Origin of the sequence: Methanobacterium sp. BRmetb2 (genome assembly GCA_003491285.1) — an archaeon.
In the GTDB taxonomy this organism is placed as follows: Archaea; Methanobacteriota; Methanobacteria; order Methanobacteriales; family Methanobacteriaceae; genus UBA117.
Map to the genome: position 1 here is coordinate 26,006 of CP022705.1, position 25,269 is coordinate 51,274.

At 33.3% G+C, this 25,269-nt stretch carries 23 protein-coding genes; 6 read left to right on the top strand and 17 right to left on the bottom strand.

Annotated elements, in window-relative coordinates:
• Positions 1-6: 6 nt before the first annotated feature.
• The 16 genes from CIT01_00115 to CIT01_00190 all read right to left on the bottom strand — a co-directional run bounded on the left by CIT01_00115 (position 7) and on the right by CIT01_00190 (position 20,191).
• A complete protein-coding gene (locus CIT01_00115; GenBank protein AXV36709.1) occupies positions 7-750 on the bottom strand; it encodes a hypothetical protein in 744 nt (247 codons plus the stop codon).
• A gap of 13 nt (positions 751-763) precedes the next feature.
• Positions 764-1,840 (bottom strand): mannosyltransferase, encoded by a 1,077-nt coding sequence (locus CIT01_00120; GenBank protein AXV36710.1) that lies wholly within the window; start codon positions 1,838-1,840, stop codon positions 764-766.
• Positions 1,830-2,903, bottom strand: coding sequence for a hypothetical protein (locus CIT01_00125; protein ID AXV36711.1), 1,074 nt, complete (start codon positions 2,901-2,903; stop codon positions 1,830-1,832). Before CIT01_00125 ends, CIT01_00120 begins: the two co-directional genes overlap by 11 nt.
• Complete coding sequence (locus CIT01_00130; GenBank protein AXV36712.1) at positions 2,900-5,044, bottom strand: hypothetical protein; 2,145 nt, start codon at positions 5,042-5,044, stop codon at positions 2,900-2,902. Before CIT01_00130 ends, CIT01_00125 begins: the two co-directional genes overlap by 4 nt.
• Entirely contained in the window at positions 5,045-6,163 is a 1,119-nt protein-coding gene (locus CIT01_00135) for a hypothetical protein (GenBank protein AXV36713.1), read from the bottom strand.
• A gap of 11 nt (positions 6,164-6,174) precedes the next feature.
• On the bottom strand, positions 6,175-6,852 hold the full coding sequence (locus CIT01_00140; GenBank protein AXV36714.1) for a hypothetical protein: 678 nt from the start codon (positions 6,850-6,852) through the stop codon (positions 6,175-6,177).
• Positions 6,853-6,884: 32 nt separating this feature from the next.
• Positions 6,885-8,000 (bottom strand): hypothetical protein, encoded by a 1,116-nt coding sequence (locus CIT01_00145; protein ID AXV36715.1) that lies wholly within the window; start codon positions 7,998-8,000, stop codon positions 6,885-6,887.
• Positions 8,001-8,021: 21 nt separating this feature from the next.
• Entirely contained in the window at positions 8,022-8,783 is a 762-nt protein-coding gene (locus CIT01_00150; GenBank protein AXV36716.1) for a mannosyltransferase, read from the bottom strand.
• A gap of 148 nt (positions 8,784-8,931) precedes the next feature.
• Positions 8,932-10,116, bottom strand: a complete 1,185-nt coding sequence (locus CIT01_00155; protein ID AXV36717.1) for a hypothetical protein — start codon at positions 10,114-10,116, stop codon at positions 8,932-8,934.
• Between the two features lie 38 nt (positions 10,117-10,154).
• Positions 10,155-10,787: a hypothetical protein gene (locus CIT01_00160; GenBank protein AXV36718.1), complete on the bottom strand. Its 633-nt coding sequence runs from the start codon at positions 10,785-10,787 to the stop codon at positions 10,155-10,157.
• 153 nt (positions 10,788-10,940) lie between these two features.
• Positions 10,941-12,191: an amidohydrolase gene (locus CIT01_00165; protein AXV36719.1), complete on the bottom strand. Its 1,251-nt coding sequence runs from the start codon at positions 12,189-12,191 to the stop codon at positions 10,941-10,943.
• A 187-nt stretch (positions 12,192-12,378) separates the two neighbouring features.
• A complete protein-coding gene (locus CIT01_00170) occupies positions 12,379-13,857 on the bottom strand; it encodes an anti-sigma regulatory factor (GenBank protein ID AXV38676.1) in 1,479 nt (492 codons plus the stop codon).
• Between the two features lie 380 nt (positions 13,858-14,237).
• On the bottom strand, positions 14,238-14,717 hold the full coding sequence (locus CIT01_00175; GenBank protein ID AXV36720.1) for a hypothetical protein: 480 nt from the start codon (positions 14,715-14,717) through the stop codon (positions 14,238-14,240).
• Between the two features lie 34 nt (positions 14,718-14,751).
• On the bottom strand, positions 14,752-15,237 hold the full coding sequence (locus CIT01_00180; GenBank protein AXV36721.1) for an ATPase: 486 nt from the start codon (positions 15,235-15,237) through the stop codon (positions 14,752-14,754).
• 247 nt (positions 15,238-15,484) lie between these two features.
• On the bottom strand, positions 15,485-18,790 hold the full coding sequence (locus tag CIT01_00185; GenBank protein AXV36722.1) for a hypothetical protein: 3,306 nt from the start codon (positions 18,788-18,790) through the stop codon (positions 15,485-15,487).
• 132 nt (positions 18,791-18,922) lie between these two features.
• Entirely contained in the window at positions 18,923-20,191 is a 1,269-nt protein-coding gene (locus CIT01_00190) for an MFS transporter (GenBank protein ID AXV36723.1), read from the bottom strand.
• Positions 20,192-20,554: 363 nt separating this feature from the next.
• Here CIT01_00190 and CIT01_00195 point away from each other — a divergent pair, with 363 nt between their 5' ends.
• The 6 genes from CIT01_00195 to dacB all read left to right on the top strand — a co-directional run bounded on the left by CIT01_00195 (position 20,555) and on the right by dacB (position 24,938).
• The gene (locus CIT01_00195; GenBank protein ID AXV36724.1) at positions 20,555-21,115 is read left to right on the top strand and encodes a hypothetical protein; all 561 of its coding nucleotides are present in this window, start codon (positions 20,555-20,557) and stop codon (positions 21,113-21,115) included.
• Positions 21,072-21,296: a hypothetical protein gene (locus CIT01_00200; GenBank protein AXV36725.1), complete on the top strand. Its 225-nt coding sequence runs from the start codon at positions 21,072-21,074 to the stop codon at positions 21,294-21,296. Before CIT01_00195 ends, CIT01_00200 begins: the two co-directional genes overlap by 44 nt.
• A gap of 8 nt (positions 21,297-21,304) precedes the next feature.
• Entirely contained in the window at positions 21,305-22,114 is an 810-nt protein-coding gene (locus tag CIT01_00205) for a ZIP family metal transporter (GenBank protein AXV38677.1), read from the top strand.
• A 199-nt stretch (positions 22,115-22,313) separates the two neighbouring features.
• Positions 22,314-22,865, top strand: coding sequence for a DNA protection protein DPS (locus CIT01_00210; GenBank protein ID AXV36726.1), 552 nt, complete (start codon positions 22,314-22,316; stop codon positions 22,863-22,865).
• Between the two features lie 140 nt (positions 22,866-23,005).
• A complete protein-coding gene (locus tag CIT01_00215) occupies positions 23,006-23,242 on the top strand; it encodes a cytochrome B5 (GenBank protein ID AXV36727.1) in 237 nt (78 codons plus the stop codon).
• An 82-nt stretch (positions 23,243-23,324) separates the two neighbouring features.
• Positions 23,325-24,938 (top strand): D-alanyl-D-alanine carboxypeptidase/D-alanyl-D-alanine-endopeptidase, encoded by a 1,614-nt coding sequence (gene dacB, locus CIT01_00220; GenBank protein AXV36728.1) that lies wholly within the window; start codon positions 23,325-23,327, stop codon positions 24,936-24,938.
• Positions 24,939-25,008: 70 nt separating this feature from the next.
• On the opposite strand, the gene CIT01_00225 is transcribed toward dacB, so the two are convergent.
• The gene (locus CIT01_00225) at positions 25,009-25,245 is read right to left on the bottom strand and encodes a hypothetical protein (protein AXV36729.1); all 237 of its coding nucleotides are present in this window, start codon (positions 25,243-25,245) and stop codon (positions 25,009-25,011) included.
• Positions 25,246-25,269: the final 24 nt, after the last annotated feature.

Genomic DNA, 25,269 nt, shown 5'->3' on the forward strand with positions numbered 1-25,269 from the left:
TTAAATTTATAATTTAGTAATAAAATATATATTGTTAATATATGAAGTATGTTCAAATGTATCAATTTTGAGAATTTTAGCATTATTTTTCTTTATGAATGAGATAACTTCTTTAGTGGGAATAAAATTCATTAAAATAGGGTGTAAACCTAATTTGAAATATAGGATATCTTTACTAATTCCCAAAAATCTTAAATAAGAATATGTTCGTCTTCTAATTTGGAATCTATGCTTTATTGGTATATAAGAAGGTAGTTGGAAAACTAGTAACCCTCTATATTTTAAAATACGAATAAATTCAGATATATATGCTTTTATTAATTTTTTATCATCAATGTGTTGCAAAACAATATCGGAGTAAATCATGTCAAAATAATCATCAGGAAATAATTGTAAGTTATCCTCATTATTTAAAATAAATTCACATTTATTACAATGTTTATTGTGCTTTTTGGCAAGTTTAATCATATTTTCAGAAATATCTAAACCATAACACTTTTGAAAATAATTTGATAATGGTCTGGTTAATCTACCTATTCCACATCCAAAATCTAGTACATTTTTCCTTTTTTTGGGATACCCTAATTTTTCACAAAATACCATTAAATCTTTAATCTCATTTTCTCCAATAGCAAAGAATTCATCGATGTCCCATTTAAGATATTTTTTATTTGGGTCAGATAATATTGCCCAAAGTGGATCAATTTGGGATGCATCTTCCCAATTTTGTTTATTATTTTTTAAAGACATTTAAACTCCATAGCTAATATAAGTTAAACTCTTCATATATTTTATTAGTTTTTTTTGCAGAATCATTCCAATCAAATTTTTTAACCCTTTTTAGTCCCTTTTTAATCATTTCGTCCCGTATACTGTTATCTGTTAAAACGTTAAACATTTTTATAGTCATTTTCTTGAGATCTTTAGGATTAATCATAATTCCTGCATCACCAACCACTTCAGGTAAAGAGCTTTCATTAGAGGTTATAACTGGAATTCCACAAGCCATGGCTTCTAAGGGAGGTAAACCAAACCCGGCATAAGAACATGGATAAACTACCAGATCAGCACAGTTATACCATTGGGGTAATTCTTTTTCTGGAATATAATCCATAAAAATAACATCATTTCTGATTTTTAATTCTTTAATTAATTCTAAGTGTTTTTTTCTTGCACCATATGCTTGGGTTTTACCAATTTTTAATAATTTAATGTTGGATATTTTATCTTTTAACTGAGCAAAAGATTTTAATAAACTATCAAAATTTTGTCGGGGCTGTTCAGAACCAACGTATAATATTATTTTTTGATTTGATTTGATGTTTAGCGAGGATAATATCTCTTTGTTATTATTTTGGAAATAAATTTTGTGATCGACTCCTGGATTAACAATATGTATTTTTTCTTCTGGAAAACCTAAAATTCTGATTATATCGTTTTTAGAAAAATTTGAAATGGTTATTATTTCATCAGCTCTTTTCAATCCCATAATATTTAGTTTCCATGGTATGGAACGATTATTATCATAAACCCATGGAATTAAATCATAGCACGTAACAATGGAATTTTTTAATCTATTTAATGTTAATAAATAAGCAAAACTTTGAGAAGTAACATGTTTAATGTTATCCTTCTTTATATTCTTTTTAACAATTAAAGGGTATGCTAAATATGATTTGAAAACATTACCTAAGTCTATATTTTTTATTACAAATTCAAAAACATCATACTCAATAGTATTTAAATAAATATCATCCAGTCTTTTATGTATCTCATTTTGATATTTGGAAACACCAAATATTTCTTCAGTTTTGGGGCCGTTTATATAGTCAATTTCCATAATTGACCTCTTCGTAGACTTTAATAGTTTTTTTAATAGTACTATCCCAATTAAATTTTTTCGATTGTTCTACTCCTTTTTTTCCTAATTTTTTCTGTAATTGGGGATTTAAACTAATTTCTTTTATTTTATCGGCGATTTCTGAAGGATTCCGTGGATCTTTAATATAAATACCAGCACTTCCCACCACTTCTCTTAATGAACTGTTATCAGAAGTTATTACAGAAGTTTTGCAGGCCATTGCTTCTAAAGCAGGAAACCCGAATCCTTCATATAATGAAGGAAAAATTAATGCTGAAGCTTCAGAATAAATCGATGGTAAATCTTTAGATTCAACATAGCCTGGTGTTATTATTCTATTTAAGATTTCATTTTTGTTTTCGGGTATATCTTTATTTTTAATTACAAAATTGTTCAGTTTTTTTCTATTAATGGGGCCAATTAGTATTAAATTATGGGAAATTTGATTAAAGATCTTCGAAAATCCTAAAATCAAATTATTAAGATTTTTTCTAGGGTTATCTGTTCCAACGTATAATAAATATTCTTTTTGAATTCCATATTTATTAGTCAATTTCTGGTTTATTAGTTCTGGAAAAAAAATAGAATTATCAATTCCAAGAGGAATTACCTGGATTTTATTTTCTTCGGTTCTGAAATAAGTTATTAGATCATTTTTTGTTGAGATGCTAGGGACTATAATTAAGTTACTATTATCAATCATTCGAGGTAATAATTTTTTAAAATCGAAATTCATTATTTTGCTATGAATCTCAGGAAAAATAACTGGAGCAATATCCATTACTGTCATTATTCGCTTATTTTCTCCATTGTCTTTTAAAAGAAAGGGTGCTAAATTATCTAAATTATGAATAATGCTTCCATTTCTTACTAATTTATTTATAAACAAACTTCCCCATAATATTTTTACATTGGATATCTTAAAAAGTGGATTTTTTACTATTTCTATGTGTAATCCTTTATTTTTAAGTCCACTTATAAGATAATTACTGTACTTGTATTCACCTGTCCTAGTAATTGGTGGAATGATAGTTAATTTCATTTTTGACTCCTTGAAACTAATATTACGCTGCCATTGTTGTCATAAATCTGATTCATTTGCGTATTAATATTAAATCCAAAATTATCGATATATTTTATTTTATTATAATAATTAATTGCAAACTGGTTGTTTTTCAAATCATAACTCCCTAAGTACAAATAAGAATTATTTAATAATGTGAAATATTCAATATTCCAACTTTGAACTTCGTTTGCTGCACCTGTTATTCCACTAATAATCACTGCTTTATTCATATCCGCATATATTTTAGTACTTGCACTATTAAATCCATTAAACCAGTTTATTGAAGCCATTTCATAATTATTAATCCAAAGAAAATCCACTTCATTATCAAGTGCAAATCTTCCCACTTTAGGTTGGTCGCTGATTTGATAAATTAATGAAGAACTGAATAAAAAGAGGGATGTTAATAAAATAGCGGCTAAATAGTATGTCTTTTGATTAATCTTGAATTTTTCAATTTTTTTTCTTGAAAGTGAGATTATTATTTTGATAAATTCGTATATACCTATAACGAAGAAAGGAGATAAGAAAAATAGAGTTATGTGAAATAATCTATCACTATTTAAAGCAGCGGCAAAAAAGGGCAGCACGATCCCAAATAATGCAACTAAAAAACTAGCAATTGATAATAGTTTATATTCTTCATTAATTGTCGGGAATTTATTTTTAATTAAGCTTAATATGCCAATACCAATAAAGAATTGTGTAGCTAAATAAAGATATTTTTCGATATCCTTTAGCAGAGATAATTGACTTTGTATGATATTATAACCTTGTGAAGTAGAAGGGTTTAGTATATCTGTAAAAGAACTGAAAATATTTTTTCCGATTAGAACTACATTAATAAATATTGAAGAGGTTGAAACATATATAAACCAGCCCAGGGAAAAAACTATTAAAAAGATTAGCAGAGTTCTATTCAATAAAAAATAATTCTCATTTCCTTCCATTTTTGCTATTCTTGATTTAATGAATTTAATCATTATGGCTAAAATCATGATGATTAGGAAAATGGAAGCAACACCATAATGGGATACTATCAAAGAAATTCCAAATAAAATAAGTAAAATTGATTTTTTTAAGGTATGCATTTTGTTAAAGACTACTAAAATAATTAGCATGAGAAATATTTCGGCTATTTCCTGACGCCCCACGGTGGGCATTATATTATAAAATGTATAAACTACCATAAATAAAATCGAAGATAAAAGTGCGGTTTTTTCATTTGTTTGGTTTTTATAAATTTCATATAACCCCAAAGGTACAATTGAGAATAATATGGAAATTAATATTTTGCTTACCCAGGCTAATTTCATATCTAAAAAACTGGAATAGATAGGGAATAATATTGAAACACTTATCATTGCATTATAATTATGGGCAAATGTATTATTCCAATGTAGATTTTTCAAAACCAAATTTGAGAAGTAATATTCTGTCCATCCATCAGATCCCCATATATAACTGGATATGAGTGAGGTATGGAACAGTAACGATAATGAGATTGCTAAAATAGCGAAAGGATAATATTTTTTTGGAACCCATTTTAATAATATTATGGGTAAAGTACAGATAATTAATATCAATAATATTTGCAGGGAATTGTTATCATGAAAATTCATTAGGTATGGGGCAAATATGCCAAGAAATGGAATTAAACAAAAGAAAATTAACCACGGCGAAAATGAAGTTTTTAATTTTTTTGAACCATTTCCATGAAAATCCTTGTCTAGGATATATGATAATAATGTTAAAATGAGGACTAATATGCTAAATGCAATAATCAAAGTAAGATTAGATAAGGGGGTCCTTAGACCAAAAAATGGAAGAGTAATATTTAGTAGTAATCCTAAAAACATAGAAAAAGCAATACTTATCCCAACAGAATAAAGTAATGTTTCAATTTTTGTTATATTATGAATTTTCAATATCCTTAAAAAAATGATTCCAGGGATAAATGTTAAATAAATAAAACAAATGAGTTCTCGTAGAATAGGTAGGTGTATATTTAAAAGATCTAATCCAATTAAACCCCAAACCATTGATTGAATAAAAAAAATAAATATTAGGAATTTTTTCATTTTCAAATCATTAACATTGAGAATAGAATAGTCCATTCAGTCACGCCCTTGAGTTAAATTTTCATATAATGTTTCATACTCTTTCGAAACCAAATCCCAAGTCTGAATTTTATTACTAAAAGGTCCAACTTTTTGATCACTATTAAAAACATCTATAATTAGATCTGCAACTTCACATGGGTTGGGTGGATATTCAACACCATAACAACCCGGTTCATTTATAAATTCGTTAAGTGCTGTTCTTTTTGTTACAATAACCGGTGTTCCCATTGCCAAAGCTTCAGTAACCACAATTCCATAATTCTCTGATTTAGATAATAGTAGTAGTACATCTGATTCTCTAAAAAATCTTTGCAATTTTTCGTTTTCATTTGGATGAATAAATTCTTTCCATTCAATAAAATTATCTAAATTTGATTTATTTACCATTTTTTTTAAATCTTTTTCATAAGGACCTTCTCCAATTATAGTTAGATTAACATTTATATTTTTATTAATCAGATTATTAAGAGTTTTTACAATATATTGAATTCCCTTTAATTCTAATAAATAGCCAACATATAATATTTTTATTTTATTTCCATCCATCCTTGACTTAAGGTCAATAGTATCAACACCATGTGATATAACCATTATTTTATTATTAGGAACATGTAGATCAGTATGGATATTACTTGCTTCAAAATTGGAAGCTGCAATAATCCAATCACAATGTTTGACTAAATATCTACCAATTAAATTATGTACATCCCATAAATATTTTCCCGCCAGTGAATTATGACTAAAAATACCATAATGTGGTGAAAAGATTATAGGTACCTTCGGGAAAGTTTTATATATTGTAAAAATTGTTTCTAATGAGAATAAGGTATGATAACCATGTACATGGACAATATCAGGATCTATTTTTTTTAAATATTCTTTCAAATAAAAATATAGTTTAGGGTTGAATTCATAAAAAAATTTTCCAACAGATGAATCAATTCTAATTATATTAAATCCATCATAAAATTCTTTTTTAGGTAAATTCAGAGGATTAGGTTGAATAACTGTAATTTTATGCATTTTAGATAAATTTTTAGCTATCTCTCTTACAACCTTATTAATGCCGCCAGGTGCAGTTGTTTCCATATAATTAATCAAAAGAATATTCATAATATCCCCTATTAATGATCATTAAATCCACTGTAAACAATGAATGAAATAGTAAAACAAGAAACTTTTTCTTTTTCAATAATTGCCTCTGGAAACAATTTTTTTATATCATTTTTTTTTAATAATTGGATAGATTCAACTATTTCCCTTGCATTTTCTTTTAGGGGCGTTTTTTTAAAATATCCTAAACTAAAATTTTGCAACATTTTTATTTGAATAAAGGTTGGTAAAAATTGAAACATTGGAAAGAAAAAATGAGGTTCGATAGGAGCATAATAATTAGGTGTTTGAAGAAAATATCTTTTACCTACCCGTTTCATTTCATCAGCCATTTTTTTCTGATCTTCAAAGTTGCCAACATGCTCAATCACGGAATTTGAGAATACTATATCAAACTCATTATCTTCAAACTCTTTAAGATCTCGACCATCACCTATAACACTTTTAATATTTTTATATTTAGTTTCAATTTTTGATAGATTAAGAACAGTGATTTTATAATTTTCATCACCAGCAAAGCCCATTATGTCCCAGAATGTTTCTGTTCCACCAATATCCAGTATTTTTAAGGGTTTGGGAAGATTGGAAATAATATTTTTAAAAATTTTCATCCTTTTTATTCGTACTTTACGAGCAAAAGAATTTTCTTCTTCAAAATCAGCTATTTTCCAGTAGATTTTATTCCACATAAAATCACAAATTTTAAATGTAATATTTGAAGTTATAGATAAAATTCATATCTACCTATAACTTTATCCCATAAATAAGTTTTTTTTACTGTATTAAAGGTTTTTTTCATTGTTTCATTATTTTTAAGATTTTCAAGTAAAACTACCTTATTTTTAAGATCTTCTTCATTACTAAAATAAAATACACTATCTCCACAAACTTCCCTATTAAATCCATTATCATGAGCAACAATAATACTTTTCATGATCATAGCCTCTAAAAGTGAAGGATTAGTTCCCCCCACACTATGCCCATGAATATAAGCGAAATTATGTTGTCTTAACATATTCAATAATTCCAAATCATAAATTGATCCTACCAAATGAATATTAGAACTTCCAGATACAATATCCTTTATTTCCTTTTCATATTTCTCGCCGGTAAAATCCCCCACTATTACTAGGGGATATTTACTATTTGCTCTAGAAAATCCTTCGACAATCATGTGTATATTGTTTTCAGGTTCTAAACGAGCCACAACAAGCCAAAACTTATTTTTAGAAATATTAATATTAGAAAAAGATTCTATATTTTTTAATTTATTTATATCCCATTTTACAGGTTCTACCTCTTCAACTCCATAAGGAATAAAAACTGCTTTATTTCTGTATTTAGAATTAACATATTTTTTCATTTCTTCAGCATCAGCAACTATCACATCTGAGAATCTAGTTGCAAAATTATGGTTAATTTTTAGTAGCCACCTCTCTAACCTGTTAAATTTGGTCCGCTTCCACATGACTCCATCAATGTTAACCATTAATTTTATATTCCTTTTGAGGAGTTTGGGAATAAATAAAAACATCCCCACTTCTGTTCCCAAAAAATATATTACATCATTTTTGTGTGTCAACTTAAAAAGGAAATAAATATCCGAAAGATTTTCATAAATTTTACGAAAAAAATAACTATTTGGGGGTTTAAGTGGAAAATAAGAAAGTTTCACTCCATGGTAATCCTCAAATCTTTCATTTGGATCTTGGTATTCGCAACTTACAGTTACATCATAACCTTTCTCAACCAACCGGGTGGATAATCCCTCAGCGAATGTTTCAAAACCACCGTATTTAGCAGGTATGCCTCTGGAACCAATAATTGCAATTCTCATTTTATCCCAATAATGATGATATTATACAATAACAATTCTTAGAAATGATATATCAAAAAAAGATATTAAAGCTGTTAAAAGTGTAAAAACAAGAAAAATCATCTCCAAACTTTTCATTTTATAATTGATAAGCGTTTTAAATATTTTAAAACCATCACTAAATGAATTAAGTTTTGCTTGATCTGTTCTTTTCTTGTAGGAGATAGGTATTTCTCTTATACTAAAGTTCCCCTTAGATACTTTAGCAAACATTTCAGCTTCAACTTCAAAGCCCGAACAGTCAATACCCACAGCAAGCAAATAATCAACAACTTCCTTTCTAAATGCCCAGTAACCAGTGCAAACATCAGAGATGGGGTGATATAATAAACGAGCAGTCAGGGATAATAAATAGTTCCCGATAACGTTGGTTCGGGATATGGCCCCTTTTTCTAAATCACCACTTAATCGTGATCCCATTACTAAGTCTGCATCATCATTTTTGAGAAGTTCTAATAATCGAGAAGCATCCGCTGGATCGTAGGTATTGTCTGCGTCCAGCATAATAACATACTGAGAATCTGAATGATTAAATCCCTTCTGTATGGCGTGGGCTTTGCCCTGTTTTTTTTCGAAAATTACCTCAGCCCCTAATTTTGAAGCAATACTGGCGGTTTTATCAGTGGAATTGTTATCAATTACAATGATATGGGAATTTTGATATAATTCTTGAATTTTCTTTATCAACGTTCCAATAGAAAGTTCTTCATTGTATGCAGGAAGTAAAAAGGTAACATCTTTCATTTTAATCATCGAAAATATCTAATATATGCTTTTCAATAAATCTTAAGTATGATATATTTATAATTAGCGTATACTTAAGTAGGTCTAAATTAAGATTTTTGATTTTACCTGATCAACAATACTTATCAATTATTTTAGTTATTTGACTTTATATGCTGTTTCTACCATACCTTTTTACCAATAACATGGGCCTTATAAATGGATATAATGGAAATAACTTCTTTGGAAGTGATAAATCCTTAAAATCATTATAGCTAGGTCGTGTAAATCCTATTAAACAGTCTTTGATTCCATTTGACAATTTTTCTCTCTTTTTTATATCTAAAAAGAATTTTTCAAATATATTCAATGAATTTTTTTTCTCCCTGAAAATTCTCTTTTTAATATTAATTAATATTGAATTTATGGAGGAATCTTGATAATTTAATATTTCTTCTGGAAGTTCTAATCCAAAAAAATCTCGAGCCAAAAATAGATTGATCATTAATATTCGTTTTATACCCAACTTTTCAGCCTTTTTAAGTGTGTTAACCCAATCTATATCCTGAGATTGGATGAAATGTGAAATATCACTAATCCAGTATAAACGAGTCCAATTATGTTTTGCAGCATGTATTGAGAGCATTAATATTTGGTTAACTGATGAAAATGAGTGAAGTCTAAAACTGTTAATATCAAACTCTTTCAAATCTTCAAATAGGAAGTTGGGGTTATCTGCAAAATAGAAAAATTTTCCTTCAAAGTTCCAGTTTATTTCAACCTTTGCCCCATTATTTTTATTCTTAAATATATATTCTGATTCCAATTCCATAAAGATTTGATCATCAATTTTAATAGGTTGGTATAATTCATATCCATTTGAAATCATTAAATTTTTAGCTTTCAGCGCACCTTTTTTATCAGTTAGGATATCAATATCTCCAAACTGTCTATAAGCAAGGTTACCATAGATAGAATGAGCTAAAACTGGACCTTTATAAGTAACGGCATTTATGCCATTATTTTCCAATAATTTCATTACTTTAACCAGTTCCCCAGTTAATAGCAGATTTTTGCGAGCATTTTCATGAAATTCCTCTTTCAGATTTTCTAAAACTTCTTCAGGAACCTTTTCAGGACATATGGAATTAAGATTTACATATAAAAGCGGCAGTAATCTATGGTGATTGGCCATTTCAACTAAATGATCCCAATCCAGTTCCGGATTAATTAATGATTCTATTTTTTTACTGGTTAAATCATCAACTTTTGTTCTGCTGGAAAGTAGTAAGAGCCTGTCTTCTTTCTGCAGTTTTAGATCATTATTTTGGATTATTTCATCCCCTTGTCCCAAATAAAGTTTTTATAAAAAATATTAACATTAATGATAATTTACATGTAAAATGTTTTATTTACCTTTGTAATTTGCAATGGCCTTCCTTGGGGATACCATAAATAGTGGGCAGGTACGGCTATACGGTCGCCTTCATTCACCAAACTATAATTTCCTTGCCAGTAAGTATGTACTCCATCAATGCGGAAAGTTCCTGTGAAAGTTTTTCCATTATTATTAAATGTACCATCACCAGTCCAGCCAGCACAAGTTATATTAAAAACACCATTTAAATGTGTATTAAATAGAGCACCTTTAAAATCCCCTTTTATGAAGGATATTAGGGTTTGATATGTTAAATTAATTTCATTAATCTTTCCTGTACCATTTAATCCATTTTCAGTGTAGGTTAAAAAGTCACTATAATCTTCCCGTTCTAGGTAAGGTTTTTGAGCTCCAGGTATTTTTACATCGAATTTAAAATTTCTTCCCTTACCATAAATATTACAGTAACCACCCCATGATCCTTGTCCAGCACTGTTAGCAGGTATGGAAATATATGAAGTGTAATTGTAGGGTATCTGATCAAATATTATATCATCAGCCACACCAGAAAAGACAATGCCCACTCCAAGTAGAAATACTGCCACTATGATAATTATTGGTATTACAACTTTTTTGTTCAAATTCACAGCCTCACATAGGATAACTATATTATATTATTGATCTTTCTTAATATCCCTTTTTTCAATTTTATATTTTAAAGAAAATTTTTAGATTATGCATTCAATTAGTTTAATTAGAGATTAATATTTACAAAAATAACCAACCATATTTCATTAGATCTAAGGAAGTTTTTCAGGGTTTTCCAGTAAGTCCAGTACGAGGTTGCACTCCAGTCCGGTGGCGAACTTCAAAGCAGCCTCATCCACCATGAATTCCGGATGGTGGTTGGGTTTCGACTCAGATATGGGCTTATTAAGTGGTGCTGCACCATAATACATGTAAAGGGATGGGACTTTCTGGGAGAAGTAGGAAAAATCTTCGGATTTTGTAGAGGATAAATAGTAGAGCACATTTTCAGGGTGTGCCACTTGTTCAATTGTGGGTAACAGGTTCTGGTAGAGCTCCTCATTGTTAATATTCAGGGGATAGTGCTGGCCAAAGATAACTTTGGCTTTGCATCCGTGCATATCTGCTTTAAGTTCGGCCAGTTCCTTGATCCGTTTAACCAGGATATCCCGGTTATCTTTATTTAGGGAACGTACAGTGAGTCCCATGTCTGCTCCTTCCGGTATGATGTTCACTTTTATACCTCCCCAGAAATAGCCCACAGTTATCACTGCAGCCCCTTTCTGCAGGTCTACTTCACGGCTGATTAAAGTTTGAAGAGAGTTGATTAAAGATGCACCGGCTACTATAGGGTCTTTACCGCTCCAGGGCTGTGATCCGTGGGCTTGCTCCCCGATGATCCTGATGAATATACTGTCCTGGCTGGCATGGGTGGCTCCTTCCCGTACCATTACCTGGCCTGGGTAGCAGGTGTTATTGGCATGCAACCCCAATACAGCTTTAACCTCTGGGTCCTTTAGTACGCCCTCTTTAACCATAGTAAGGGCCCCTCCATCCATTCCGGTTGGCGCTCCTTCTTCTGCTGGCTGGAAAAGAAAGACCACGCTCCCTTTTATATTTTCCTTTAATTTGCTGAGAATGGTGGCTGTGCCCAGCGCTATTGCAGTATTGGCATCGTGGCCGCATACATGGGCCACGTCTGTTTCATTGCCATTATAACTTGTTTTAGCCTTAGAAGCATATGGTAGTCCAGTTTCTTCTTTTACGGGTAGGGCATCCATATCAGCCCGGATGGCCACTGCAACTCCAGGCTTATCCCCATGTAAAACTGCCTTACTTCCGGTTTTAGCCACGGGATATAAAACATCAAAACCTGGTAGCTCTTCCAGATATTTTTTTATGTATTGTCCGGTTTCCACTTCATGATATGCCAGTTCCGGGTGTTGGTGCAACCAACGAAAAATCTCCATCTGTTTAGAGGCAAAAGATTCAGTCAATGATTCAATTTCCTGGTTTAATTGCATAATAGTATAACCTCCACAATTTTGTCCCTCTATCACTAATAAAATATTCATTAAAAGGATATAATAACCGGTTATTTAGACTCCATAAATCCACACCATCTATAAAATTTTTTAAAGGCTTCATCATTCTAAACCATCAATTAACAAATTTTTGCTTATAAGAACACCACTTAACAAAATTTTTTCATTAGAAAAATTTCTGGTGAGACTTCCACTCCCCTACAATGTAATTGAATAATTCTTTACCAAAATCAGAATACACATCCACAGTATCCGGGTTGAAGGGTACATTGTTAAGATACTGCAGGCGTAAAGCATCTCCATGCAAATATTCTGGCATGAGACCACTGAAGAAAAAGCCCATCCTCTCAATTTCACTGCACATCCAGCTGGTTACTGGATCAGTTAAGGGCAGGTCAAGAACTATGAGTTCTACTTTGTGCTGGCATAAATCCTGGACTTTTAAAGCCAGTTCCGAGAGGAAGGATTTTCCATATCTTCCCACGCGGAGAAAGGCGCTGGACATCTCCGATAAAACATGAATATTAATTATAGAATCAGAATAAACTTTACCCCTATTTTCAGGTTTTTTATAAATCCTGTGGAGATCCGTGTGCTTATAGATCTTTTTTAATATCTCGCCGTGGGCAGGGGGCAGATAAACCTCCTGTATTTCATCTTCAGCCACACCAATGTAGAAAAGAGCTACTGTCCTTCTTAAATAGCTCTTCTCGGTAGTCATTCTCTTGAATATAGCAGTTGGTGGGGAATGGGCTAATATGAAACCAGTCTCCTTGGCACCCATCTTTACATTGGCCCTCTGCGATGCCTCATGAACCGTCACTGCCCTGCTGTAGAGCCCTTTAAATCCTTTGCGTCGTATCTCCTCCATCATCATTTTTTTCATCTGTGGAAATAATCCCCTTCCACGGTAGCGGGGGTCCACCACTGCCAGGGCAGACTCACCGACTTTATCTTCTACTTCATCTATGAAAACTCCGAGGTGGCCAACAACTTCACCTGCCTGGTTAAGAGCCACACAGGAAGTTACCAGTCCTGATTCAATTAATGATGCAAATAATTCCGGGTAATAAACAGCTTCATGAGGATAAGTGTAACCATAAACCCTGTAAATGCACCGGGCCAGATCAACAGCATCCTCCCCTTTCATAATCCTCAGTGTAACCTCATCAGATGCCGGTGCCAACTCTTCCTTTGAGGCTTCAGAGCCACCTTCATCAAGAGATTCATATGGAAGATATTTGATAATTTTAACTTCTTTACCTTTTTTACCCCGATATTTACTTTTAACATCATCACTATAGGTCTTCATCAGTCTAAAGCCTATTTCAGGTATTTCATCCTGGTCTAGAAGCCTAAGGTTGAAGGGTATGCCCTGGTCCTTTACTATTACCACCATTTTTCCTGGTTTTCTTTTAATTTCAAGTTGATAGCGGCCCTGTTCTTCAGGACTGTAGGCATGTTCAATAACATTAGTGCAAGCTTCCTCGGTGGCTAACATTATCCCCTGGGATGCCTTCTCATCAAATCCGCAGAGTCTGCTTACATCTTTGACTATTTTAAGTACGCTGGGCAGAAATATTTTTTCGGCCTTAACATCCAGATATACCAGCACTTTATCATCTTTAGGATGGATAACTATCACTCCTACAAATGGGGGCTTAATAAAAATAAGAATAATCTTTAGAGTTGAAGCATATCTACTTCCCAACCCCAAAGAAACTACACCCCTTTTATATCACTATAATATATAACTGTATTTATATAAGAGAATTTTTGTTAACTTGTATGATAAATCTATCCTCCAAAAGGGTTATAAAAATAAAACTGCGAAAACTAATCCCCAATAAGAATATGGGACTGAAAATTTTCTAATGCCAATAGGGCTATCCACTTTTCCTGGTCCATGGTAATAGATTTTTTTTGAATTTTAAATGTTCGGTTCAAGTCTTGAAAAATCTACTTAAAAAACTGCTAAATCATTTAATACTACTTAGACAAAATAGTACATAACCAATTTTCTTCTTAAATCATTACCCCCTCGTAAGCCTGCTTTAATTTTTCTATTTCAAGTTTATCCATTTCAAGCATGGCTTCCACAACTCTCTGGGATTTTTCAGGATCAGGATCATTTAAAAGTTCATTTAAAAGAGTAGGCACAACTTGCCACGACAAGCCGTACCTGTCCTTAATCCAGCCCGGTCCCTGAGTTTCTCCCCCCTCAGAGAGCTTCTCCCACAAATCATCTATTTCTTCCTGGGTCTCGCACTTCACGAAGAAGGATACAGCCGGTGTGAAGGTGTATAGTGGACCTCCATTTAAGGCGTAAAAATCTTGTCCTTCCAATTGAAATGCTACAGACATTACTCCTCCTTCAGATCCAGGTCCAACCTCTCCATAACGAGTTATTCTTCCAATCTTTGAATTTTTAAAAATGGAAGTATAGAATTTCGCAGCCTCCTCTGCTTTACCATCAAACCATAAGAATGGCACGATTTTTTGCATACAATATTGCCCCCTTATTTATACAATCTAAACCCTATTTTTGCATCTCGTCTAATAGTTCATCGAGACGATTATATGAATCATTAATTCCTTCCTCCATACCAGATAGGAGCATCCCATCACGATCTTCCACTGCAAAAAAGATGGATATAGACGTTAACTTTGTTCTATTACCGGGCAATGATTCAAATGTCGATTTTTCCAGAATGACGTGTCCTTTTTCTGGAAGTCCATCAAACTCAAATGTCCCAATAATTCTCTCTGGAGCTGTAATTTCGTGATTGACTCCGTGAAATGCAAATTCATTACCACCGGGATCCTTTTGGATGTACCTCCATGATCCACCGTCTTCAGGTTCAAATATTTCCAATGTCATTGTAAGATCTCGTGGTCCTATCCACTGTACATAAAGTTCCGGATCTGTGAACGCTTTAAATAGAAGCTCACGTGGCGCCTCAAACTCCCTTGTAATGACAATCTCTTGTTTTCCTGGTTCCGCACTAATATCAGTTTTTATCATTTAATATCACCCCTAACATGTATTCCAATTTTAAAAAAACCTAAAAACTCTTTATAAAAATCAAAAATTTATTCTTTGTGTTTTAAAATACACTGCTCGGTTTTATTTAGTAATATTATGCATTTTCAAAAAAATAAATATATCATTCAGAACATTTACATCATTCAGAACCTTCCTTTAATGTATCTAAACCAATTAGATCCATTAAAAATATTTTAAAATTTGCTTCAAACATATTAAATAAGTATTATATTCTTTCCTCATAGCTTATTTCTTTAAATGATATCTCAAACTTAGTACCATGAGCAGTATCAACCTTAAGAGTGGCATCTAGTTGTTCAGACAAACTATAAACCAGTTTCAATCCCAATGTTTTGGTAGTCTCAACATCCAGATCAGGTGGTAGTCCCACCCCATCATCAGAAATTTTCAGGATGTATTCATCTTCAACCTTTTGGAATCCCACCTCCACTTTTCCTTTTTTATCAGGAAAAGCGTATTTTAATGAGTTGGTTACCAATTCATTGACAATCAGTCCCAATGGAATAGCAGTATCAATGTTTATTTCAATATCTTCAGCATCAATCACCAACTTTATTGAATCAGTGGGAATACCGTAACTGTAGAAAAGGTCTTTGACTAAGTTATCCAGATATTCCCCAAAGTTGATATGGCTTAAATCAGTGGACTGGTAGAGTTTTTCATGAACCATGGCCATGGATTTAATTCGGCCTTGGCTTTCCTTTAAAAGACCCTTTGTCTTTTCTTCATCCTCCAGATTTAACTGAAGATTTAAAAGAGATGATATGATCTGCATGTTGTTTTTAACCCGGTGATGGATCTCCTTTAATAAGATCTCTTTTTCCTCCAGAGATTGTTTAAGGGCCTTTTCTTTATCTCTTTTCTCCAGTAGGTTGGTGAAAATCTCACCTAGTAACATCAAAATATTTATTGTTTCCTTATCCCACTCTCTTTCCTCTTTAACCAAATAAAATCCAATAAATCCAATAATCTCTCCATAAACCTTTAAGGCCACAGCCACCATGGATTTCACATTCTGAATTGCAAACAACTCTTTTTCATTTTCAGCTTCATCAGGCAGATCTTCTATCCTGTCAATATGAACCACTCCAGATTCCTGAAAACACTTAGCCATCCATGGAAAATGTGGGTCTTTCAATTTTTTTATACCCTCCATCTGGAGTTTGATCCCCGGGGCAGACCACTCATAAATATTAGTTGGATAATCACCCTCCGCACTGCTGATAAATAAATAACTTCGATCTACCTGGATAAATTTAGCAATTCGTTCGATTGCATCATTAACGGCTTCATCAAATAGTTCTAAGGGTTTGTTTATGAAGTTTTTTGATATGTCCATGATCATCTCTTCCAATTCCATGTGGTAAGCGATTTTTTCATTCGCTTTCCTTCGTTCGGTAACGTCCCTAAGGGATCCCTCAACCCCTATAACCTGTTTATCACCATCTAATAATGGGTGGGCATTAACAGATACGTAAAGTACATTACCCCTTTTATTTTTTAGCTGCACTTCAAAATCTACTACTTCTTTCTCTTTTTTGATTATGTTTAAGAGTTCTTCCCTTTTTTCAGGATATACATATAGTTCATCCAGTTTTCTGCCCAGGAGTTCCTCTCTTTCAAATCCAGAGTATCTTTTGATAGATGGACTAATATCCAGGATGTATCCCTGATTATCAGCCTGGTAAAATACATCCTGCACATTTTCAAATATCTCTCTGTATTTCCTTTCACTCTCAGTCAATTCCATCTGAACTTCCTTAAGAGGGGTGATATCTACCACAGATACCACGAATTCATCCATAAAAGGAATTTTATCCACATTGATCTGGCTGGTATGTACTTGTTTTTGAGAATCAATCAATCGGGCTTCATAAATCTTAGGAGCAGATTCCGGATCCTTCTCTCTTTTCTGGTGATATTGCAGCATCATTGGCAGATCTTCAGGGTACACAAACTCCATCCACTTCCTGGTTTGAAGCTCTTCCCTGGAATATCCTAAAAATTTAATCATCTTCTGATTTAGCAGTGTAAAATATCCCTCTGTATCAAATATACCAGTTGGAACACCTGTATTTTCAAATATGGTTCTATAAAGGGCCTCTGACTCTAGGAGTGATTTCTGTATTTCTTTTATTTCACTCATGTCCCTTATTATTGCCAGAACTTCGCCAGGATTTAATTTTATTAACCTGGCTTCAAAGTAGCCAATGCCCGATGGTAATTCAATTTCATATTCAAATTGTTCTATGCTGCCCTTATCCAGCGCCATTCTAATTTTAGCCATTGCCAGATCCAGATCAGATGATGTAAGCCCCAAACTAGACAAATTACTCCCAATAATATCTTCCTGTGGTATAGCCAGCTTTATCTCGTTATGAACGTTATAATCCATGAAATTACCTTCACGGTTAATTACAAACATCATATCTGGTATGGCCTGGAGTATGGTTCGACTTTTATGTTCACTTATCTTTAGTGCTTCCTCTGTTTTTCGACGCTTGGTGATATTATCAAATCTCAGTAACCGCCCCACATATGTTTCTTCAAAGCTGTAAAGATCTATTACTTCCAATTGAACCCAAATATCTAAATGTTCAATGTAAATTTCATTATCCAGTTCCTCTTTCTCATAAAACGACTTAATCTCAGGGAGAGGAGCTAAAACTTCATTCACGTTTTGACCAACATTGTCTCGCGTTACACCAAGCTTACTAGTTGCAGGATTAACCTCCAACAATTCATCATCTTTATTAAAAACCATTATTCCACTGGTTATATTATCAATAAGGATTTTATGAGCTATATCCTGTATGTCCAACAGATTAAATTTAAAAACACCTATAAAAATCAGTAATAAACCCGATACCAAACCTATAGGAGTTATATCCAAACCTGGAACAAATATTAAACCCACGTTGTTAATTAAATTAAAAATAATAGGTATTAGTCCACTTAATATTAAAATATAGATTTTATGCCTTTTATTATCTGGTGCCAAAGAGAGCATATGAATTAAAACAGACACCCCGACTATAATCAGGAAAAAACTGTAAATAATATTAGTCCAATATACTGGTCCATATTCAAAAATTAAGAGTGATCCTGGCAGGTTTGATACAGGAGTTATGCTGGGCCATAAAAGATGGTGCCATGGATTGGTAAAAACCATTATTAAGATAAAAACCGGTATTATCATTAATGATGCTATAAATTGTGGTTTAAGATATTTTTCATATTTACCAAAACTTAAAACAAAAAGAAACCAAACAGGGGCGGCAGTAGTTGCTCCAAAATAGCTGAACTGGAGCCAAAAAATTTTCATCCCGGCCTGCCAGCTTAATAATTCCATGCCCGAACCTAAACACCAGAAAAAAGATGAAAAAAGCAATAAACTAAAATACGTGTGCATATTAGATATACGTCTTCTAAAACTTACTAGAGCAAAAGATATTGATCCAAACGCAAATAACAGTAATATAATTCCTAAGATCGAATAGGAAAGATTCATAAAACCATGCCCTCAACAAAAGATTAACACTACACTTTCATGTTAATTATATCTTGCTACCTCCATTTGAATATATCTAAATAGATCTATCTAAAAAATCATGATTTTAAGATAAGCTGATGTGTTCCCCACTTAAGTTTCAATTTCCATTAAATCTGTTCCCCTGGTTTCAGGAAACATCCAAATCCACAATCCAGTGGCTACAGCAAATATTGCTGCTAAAAATATTCCTGCTCCTAAATCATAGACCTGGGCTATTAAAATAATTAGTACCGGGGTGAAAAACTGTACACCTCTACCCACGTTGAATGCTGTTCCACTGGCAGTGTTTCTAATTGTGGTGGGAAATATTTCAGAGTACAAGGCACCGAACCCCCCAAAAAACCCAGTTCCAAAACCGACCAGGAACATGAAAAATAGTATTAGCTGAGGATCCCCTATAAGACAATTCCAACAGATGGTGATCATAACCAGTCCCAGTGCCATTATAAATGTGTAGATAGTAAAAGCTGGGCGACGGCCCAGACGATCAGCCACATATCCAAAGGAGAGATAACCCAAAAGACCTCCTAGCTGAGTTACAATAATCCATTCTGCAGATTTAGTAAGAGAAAAACCTCTTTCCATGTAAAGATAATCGGGAAGCCATGAATATGTGAACCAGTAAGTGGATAGACCAAAAATAGATAATACTAAGGCTAGCAAAAATGTTTTCCGATATTTTTTAGTAAAAAGGGTTAAAAATTTAGAACTGGAATATTTAATCTTTTTAACAGTTTTTATGGTCTTTTTCTTGGATTCTTGAAGCCAAACATCTGATTCTGGAAGTCCTCTTCGCACAAAAATTACCATCAATGCCGGCAGCACAGATATCATGAAACAGTACCTCCAACCAATATTGGGTAAGAGAAATCCTCCTACAACTGATGCCAGTAAAATTCCCAAAGGTGCTCCGCTCTGCATAAATGATGTGTAACGGCCTCTATATTTTGCAGGAAATGTTTCGCCGATAAAGGTCTGTCCAGTGGCCCATTCACCACCAACTCCCAGACCAGTTATGATCCTAAATATGATCAAGGATTCCAGATTAAATGCGAAACCACACAGAAAAGTTCCTAAACTGTAAACTATTATAGTCAACTGAAGTATTTTTTTACGACCAATTCGATCAGATAACACGCCGAATACAACTCCACCCGCAGCAGTGGCAGCTAAAGACAAGCCCAGTGCATATGACAGCTGCAGATGAGATATTCCAAGTTCTGCCCCAATAGGTATAATAAGAAAAGTGAAAAGAATAAGATCATAAAAATCAAAAACCCATCCTGCCCAACTCAAGCCCAGAATCTTGTAATGTTGTCTTCCGGGTTTTTCATATTGATTTAATAGTTTTTCAGCCATACAAACCCCCCTTTAAAAAATTTACAATTTAAATGTATAATAAAGATACCCTAATCTTAAAATTAGATTTAATTATAAATATGACTATCTAAAATTGTTGAATAGTTAAGTTAATTTAAGAAAAGGATTATAAAATGGTTTATAATCTATAAACTGATTAATTGTTGTAACTAACAAATCTTGATCAAATAATAAATTTTACTATTGAAAGAACAAATTAGTGCAAGAACGAATCCAAAATTTAAGAGGCCTAAAAATTAAGATTATTTAAAAAATAGAAACTATTCTTAAATTCTTACATAAATTTCTCAATAGTTAATAGAAAAAAAACCTTATAACAATAATAGTGTTAGGATGATTAAAATGAAAAAATATATATTATTAATTTTTCTACTCGTTTTAGCTGTTTCAGTTTCAGGATGTACGAATTTTTTAAATCAAAACCCTGATCAGCAGCGTATAGCTGATGCAGAGACGTATGCTAAGGACATTAACGCATCAACCTATAATGGTAATGGTTTCAGCTTCTTCTATCCTAACAACTGGCAGAATTATACTGAACCAGATTGGTTGGCGACCATAGGAGATCCTAATGATACATCCACCTATATCTATGTGGATAACCACAAATTACAATCCAATGAAACTGTAAAAGGACTTCTGGAAAATGCTGTAACTGAGATTTCAGCAGATAAAAACCGAAATATTACCATAGTATCCTGGGAAAATTTAACTGTAAACAATAATCCCTATGAAATAGTTGTAGTCAAGGAAAAAACGGTAGAAGGCCAGCTCCAGTATATGCAAGCCTGGTTTGAGAGGAATGGAACCGCATACCTACTGGGGGGAGTTACCACACCTGAAAAGTTTCCTTCAATGAATGAAACATTTAATATGTTTATTTACTCGTTTAAATTTGAATGATTCATTTATTTTTACTTTTTTTGAATGTATCTTATTTTTTACTTTTTTTAATTTGACTAAAATAATAAAAAATTGTCTTTTCTATAGATTGTCACTAAAACCAATGAAATTTAAAAGAATTGGGGAACTAAATAGGGAATGGAACAAAAATGTAGAGAAAAATATAATATATTTGCAATAATATATATTATGAACTCTTTTGTTAATTTTCACCCAGTTATACAGGCACTGATTGCCACTATTTTCACCTGGTTTATGACTGCAGCTGGTGCTTCAACCGTTTTTTTTACCGTTAAAATGAATCGTAAAATCTTGGACGGTTCTCTTGGGTTTGCTGCAGGTGTTATGATCGCTGCCAGTTTCTGGTCACTTTTAGCACCTGCTATTGAGATGTCCAGCGGACAGGGCCTTCTTAACTGGCTGCCGGCAAGTTTAGGTTTTCTAACTGGGGGTCTGTTTCTGGCAGTGGTAGATCGGGTAATTCCCCATTTACATCCAGGATGTGCCCTGGAAGAAGCTGAAGGTATAAAAACAACCTGGCACCGTAATCGTCTTTTGTTAATTGCCGTAACTCTACATAACATCCCTGAAGGCCTGGCTGTAGGCGTGGCCTTTGGAGCAGCTGCTTCCAACCTGACCATTACCAGTCTGGCTGCAGCAATATCCCTGGCCATTGGTATTGGAATCCAGAACTTCCCAGAGGGTATGGCAGTATCCCTACCCCTTAGAGGAGAAGGTTTATCTCGCCAGAAGAGTTTCTGGTATGGGCAGTTATCTGGACTGGTGGAACCTGTAGCAGGAGTCGTGGGGGCCCTTATGGTCACTATATTTACCGGCCTTCTGCCCTATGCTTTGAGCTTTGCTGCTGGAGCCATGATCTTCGTGGTTATTGAGGACATTATTCCAGAGTGCCAACGGGAAGGAAATATAGATCTGGCCACTTTAACTGCCATGATTGGGTTTACCTTAATGATGATCCTAGATGTGGCCTTAGGTTAAAACTTAATTTTATTATTAATTTTTTAAAGAAAAACTGAAAAATTTAAAAAAAAATGATATTTTTCCCATTTTTTAATTGATCTTTTAATTTTTGATTAATATTCATTTCACTTAAAAAGTCTCAAAATCTCCATTTTGAGTATTATTTTCAAAAAAAATATCTATATCCAAGAATAATAGTTATATGGGGTGAAATTATATGGCAAAAGTTACTCGTGAAATGGTTGAAAACACTGGTATAAATGTTGATGAACTGGTTGAACTCCTGGTTAAAAATGCTGCAGCAGAATTAACTACCTTCTATTATTACACAATCTTAAGAGTGAACCTCATAGGATTGGAAGGAGAAGGTATAAAAGAAATTGCAGAAACAGCGCGTATAGAGGATCGTAACCACTTTGAAGCGTTGGTACCAAGAATATACGAATTGGGCGGTGAAATACCACAGGACATGAAAGAATTCCATGATATATCTGGATGTCCTCCTGCTTACCTGCCTGAAAAGACCAACGACGTTAATAAAATTTTAGAGGTTCTGGTGGGAGCAGAAAGATGTGCCGTCAGGCAGTACACCAATATCTGTAATTTAACTGCAGGTAAAGATCACAGGACCTATGATCTGTCGCTTTCCATACTAAATGAGGAGATTCAGCATGAATCCTGGTTTTCAGAGTTCCTGGGAGAAGGACCATCTGGACATTTCATGCGTAGGGGTGATACATCACCATTTGTATCTAAATTCCTGGAATAAAAACTCCTTTATTCTTTCTTTTATTAGAAAAAATTTAGAAAATGATTAGATAACACACACCAGTTAATTGGTAAATTTTAAAATTAATTAGAGTTTCTAACTAGTAAATTATAAAAACCAACAGAAACTAATTATTTTTTATGAAACAGTTCACCTTGGAAGAACTTAAAAAATTCAATGGAAAAGGTGGTAAGCGGGCATATGTAGCTTACAAAGGTAAAATTTACGATGTTTCTCATAGTTTTCTCTGGCAGAATGGTGAACACCAGGTAACCCACAGTGCTGGAGAAGATTTAAGTCCTGCTCTGGAGAAAGCTCCTCACGGCGTTGATTTACTGGAAAAATTCCCAGTGGTAGGAGTATTAAAGAAGGGATAATTTATAAATTTATAAATTTATAAATAATTTTGACCATATTAATAATAGTATAACAGATTCTAGCTAGTTCAGGAGTTATAGAATGGTAAATGAGTATAAAATCATCTCAATTGTAATAGTGTCGCTTATTTTTGTTGTTGCAGTATTGGGAAACTTCACCACTGCCCAGGATGTGAATGATACCAATAATACTTCAACTAATACTACTAATGTATCTTATAACTTATCATCAGACATAAATTCCATAACTAATACCTCTTATTATAATCAGTCCACCTGGGGTATACTGGTTGAGGACATGGATACTGGTGAAATTATTTTTGAAAAAAATAGTGAACAGATGTTTGTACCTGGATCCGTTACTAAAATCTTTATTTGTGCTGCTGCCCTGAATGCTTATGGTCCCGATTACAAGTTTGAAACTCCCGTCTACTACACCGGAGACTTGGACGATGAAGGAGCACTTAAAGGTAACCTGGTACTGGTGGCCAGTGGCGATCCCACCATGAATGGTCGTAACACCCCTGACAACAAAATAAATTTTACCAACCTGGATCATGGTGATGCAAATGCCATAGATGGAGTTACATTAACCCCAGAAAATCATTTAAGTGGACTGGATGAACTGGCCCGGCAGGTTAAAGCTTCAGGTATAAAGCGAATAGATGGTAATGTGATTATTGATGACCGGCTTTTTGAAACTGTAGCCTCACCTACTGGAGAATATATGATTAGTCCTATAATGATAAATGACAATCTCATAGATTTTGAAATTTCACCAGGCAAAGTAGGAGAAAATGCTACAGTAAATTGGAGACCCAAAACCAGTATATACAATGTGACCTCCCAGATTGTTACCGTGGAATCTGGAAAGGCCAACATCACTGTTAATGATCATGGTAATGGTAAAATTGTACTTAAAGGTCAGATTCCAGCTAATTCCACCCCTATTATTCGAACTTTTACTGTTAGGGATCCATCCAATTTTGCCAGATCACTTTTTATTGAAGCACTAAAAAGAGAAGGAATCACTGTCACATCTTCAGTAAAGGCTGATAATCACCTGGAATTATTAAATAATACTACCACTTATGAAGAAAATAACAAAGTGGCTGTTCTAACATCACTACCTTTCAGCGAGAATATTAAGTTAATCTTAAAGGTCAATCAGAATCAGCAGGCCGATACACTGGTTTCACTTTTAGCTGCCAAAAATGGAGATAAAACCTTTGACCAGGGTATGGCACTGGAAGGATCATTTCTAAATAAAGCTGGTGTTAACTCGGATAGCATTGCACTTAGTGATGGTCGTGGAGGATCTCCATCTGATCGGATAAGTCCACAGACCACTAACCAGCTTTTAAAATATGTGTCCCAGCAGTCTTACTTCCAGAATTTCTACGACAGCCTGCCTATCATGGGATATGATGGAACTCTATCCGGAATCGTAAACAATAGCAGTTCCATTTATGGTAAGGTCAGAGCTAAAACTGGTACAACCTTAAGTGATGATAAACTCTATGACCGGGGCATTCTTCTTAGTAAATCGCTGGCTGGTTACATGACTACTAAAAGCGGGAAAAAATTAATCATCTCTATCTTCGTTAATAATGTACCAATCGACACTGTGGAACAAGGTATGTCTGTTCAAAATGATATAAATAGTGTTTTAGAAGATATTTACCAAGCTTATTAATTCTGAATCTAAAAATATAATTATTGATGGCTTAATTTATCTATTAAATAGTATACTAATATTTTTAGGTTCAATCATTGTTTGTATTTAAAATAATCGTGTTTCCTTCCACTCTTTTGATATTTATTAAAGGACAGCACAAACCACTACCAGTACTAACCCTTTCATCAAGATACTCCAGGGCCACTGTTTTTCGAGTGAGATTAACATCCTTGATTAGAGCCTGAAATTCCTTTCCATGTTCACCCCATTTAAAAACTACTTTCTGGCCCTTTAAATCCTTAAGTACTTCTAATAATTTGTTCATCGAATCACACAATAAAACTTAATA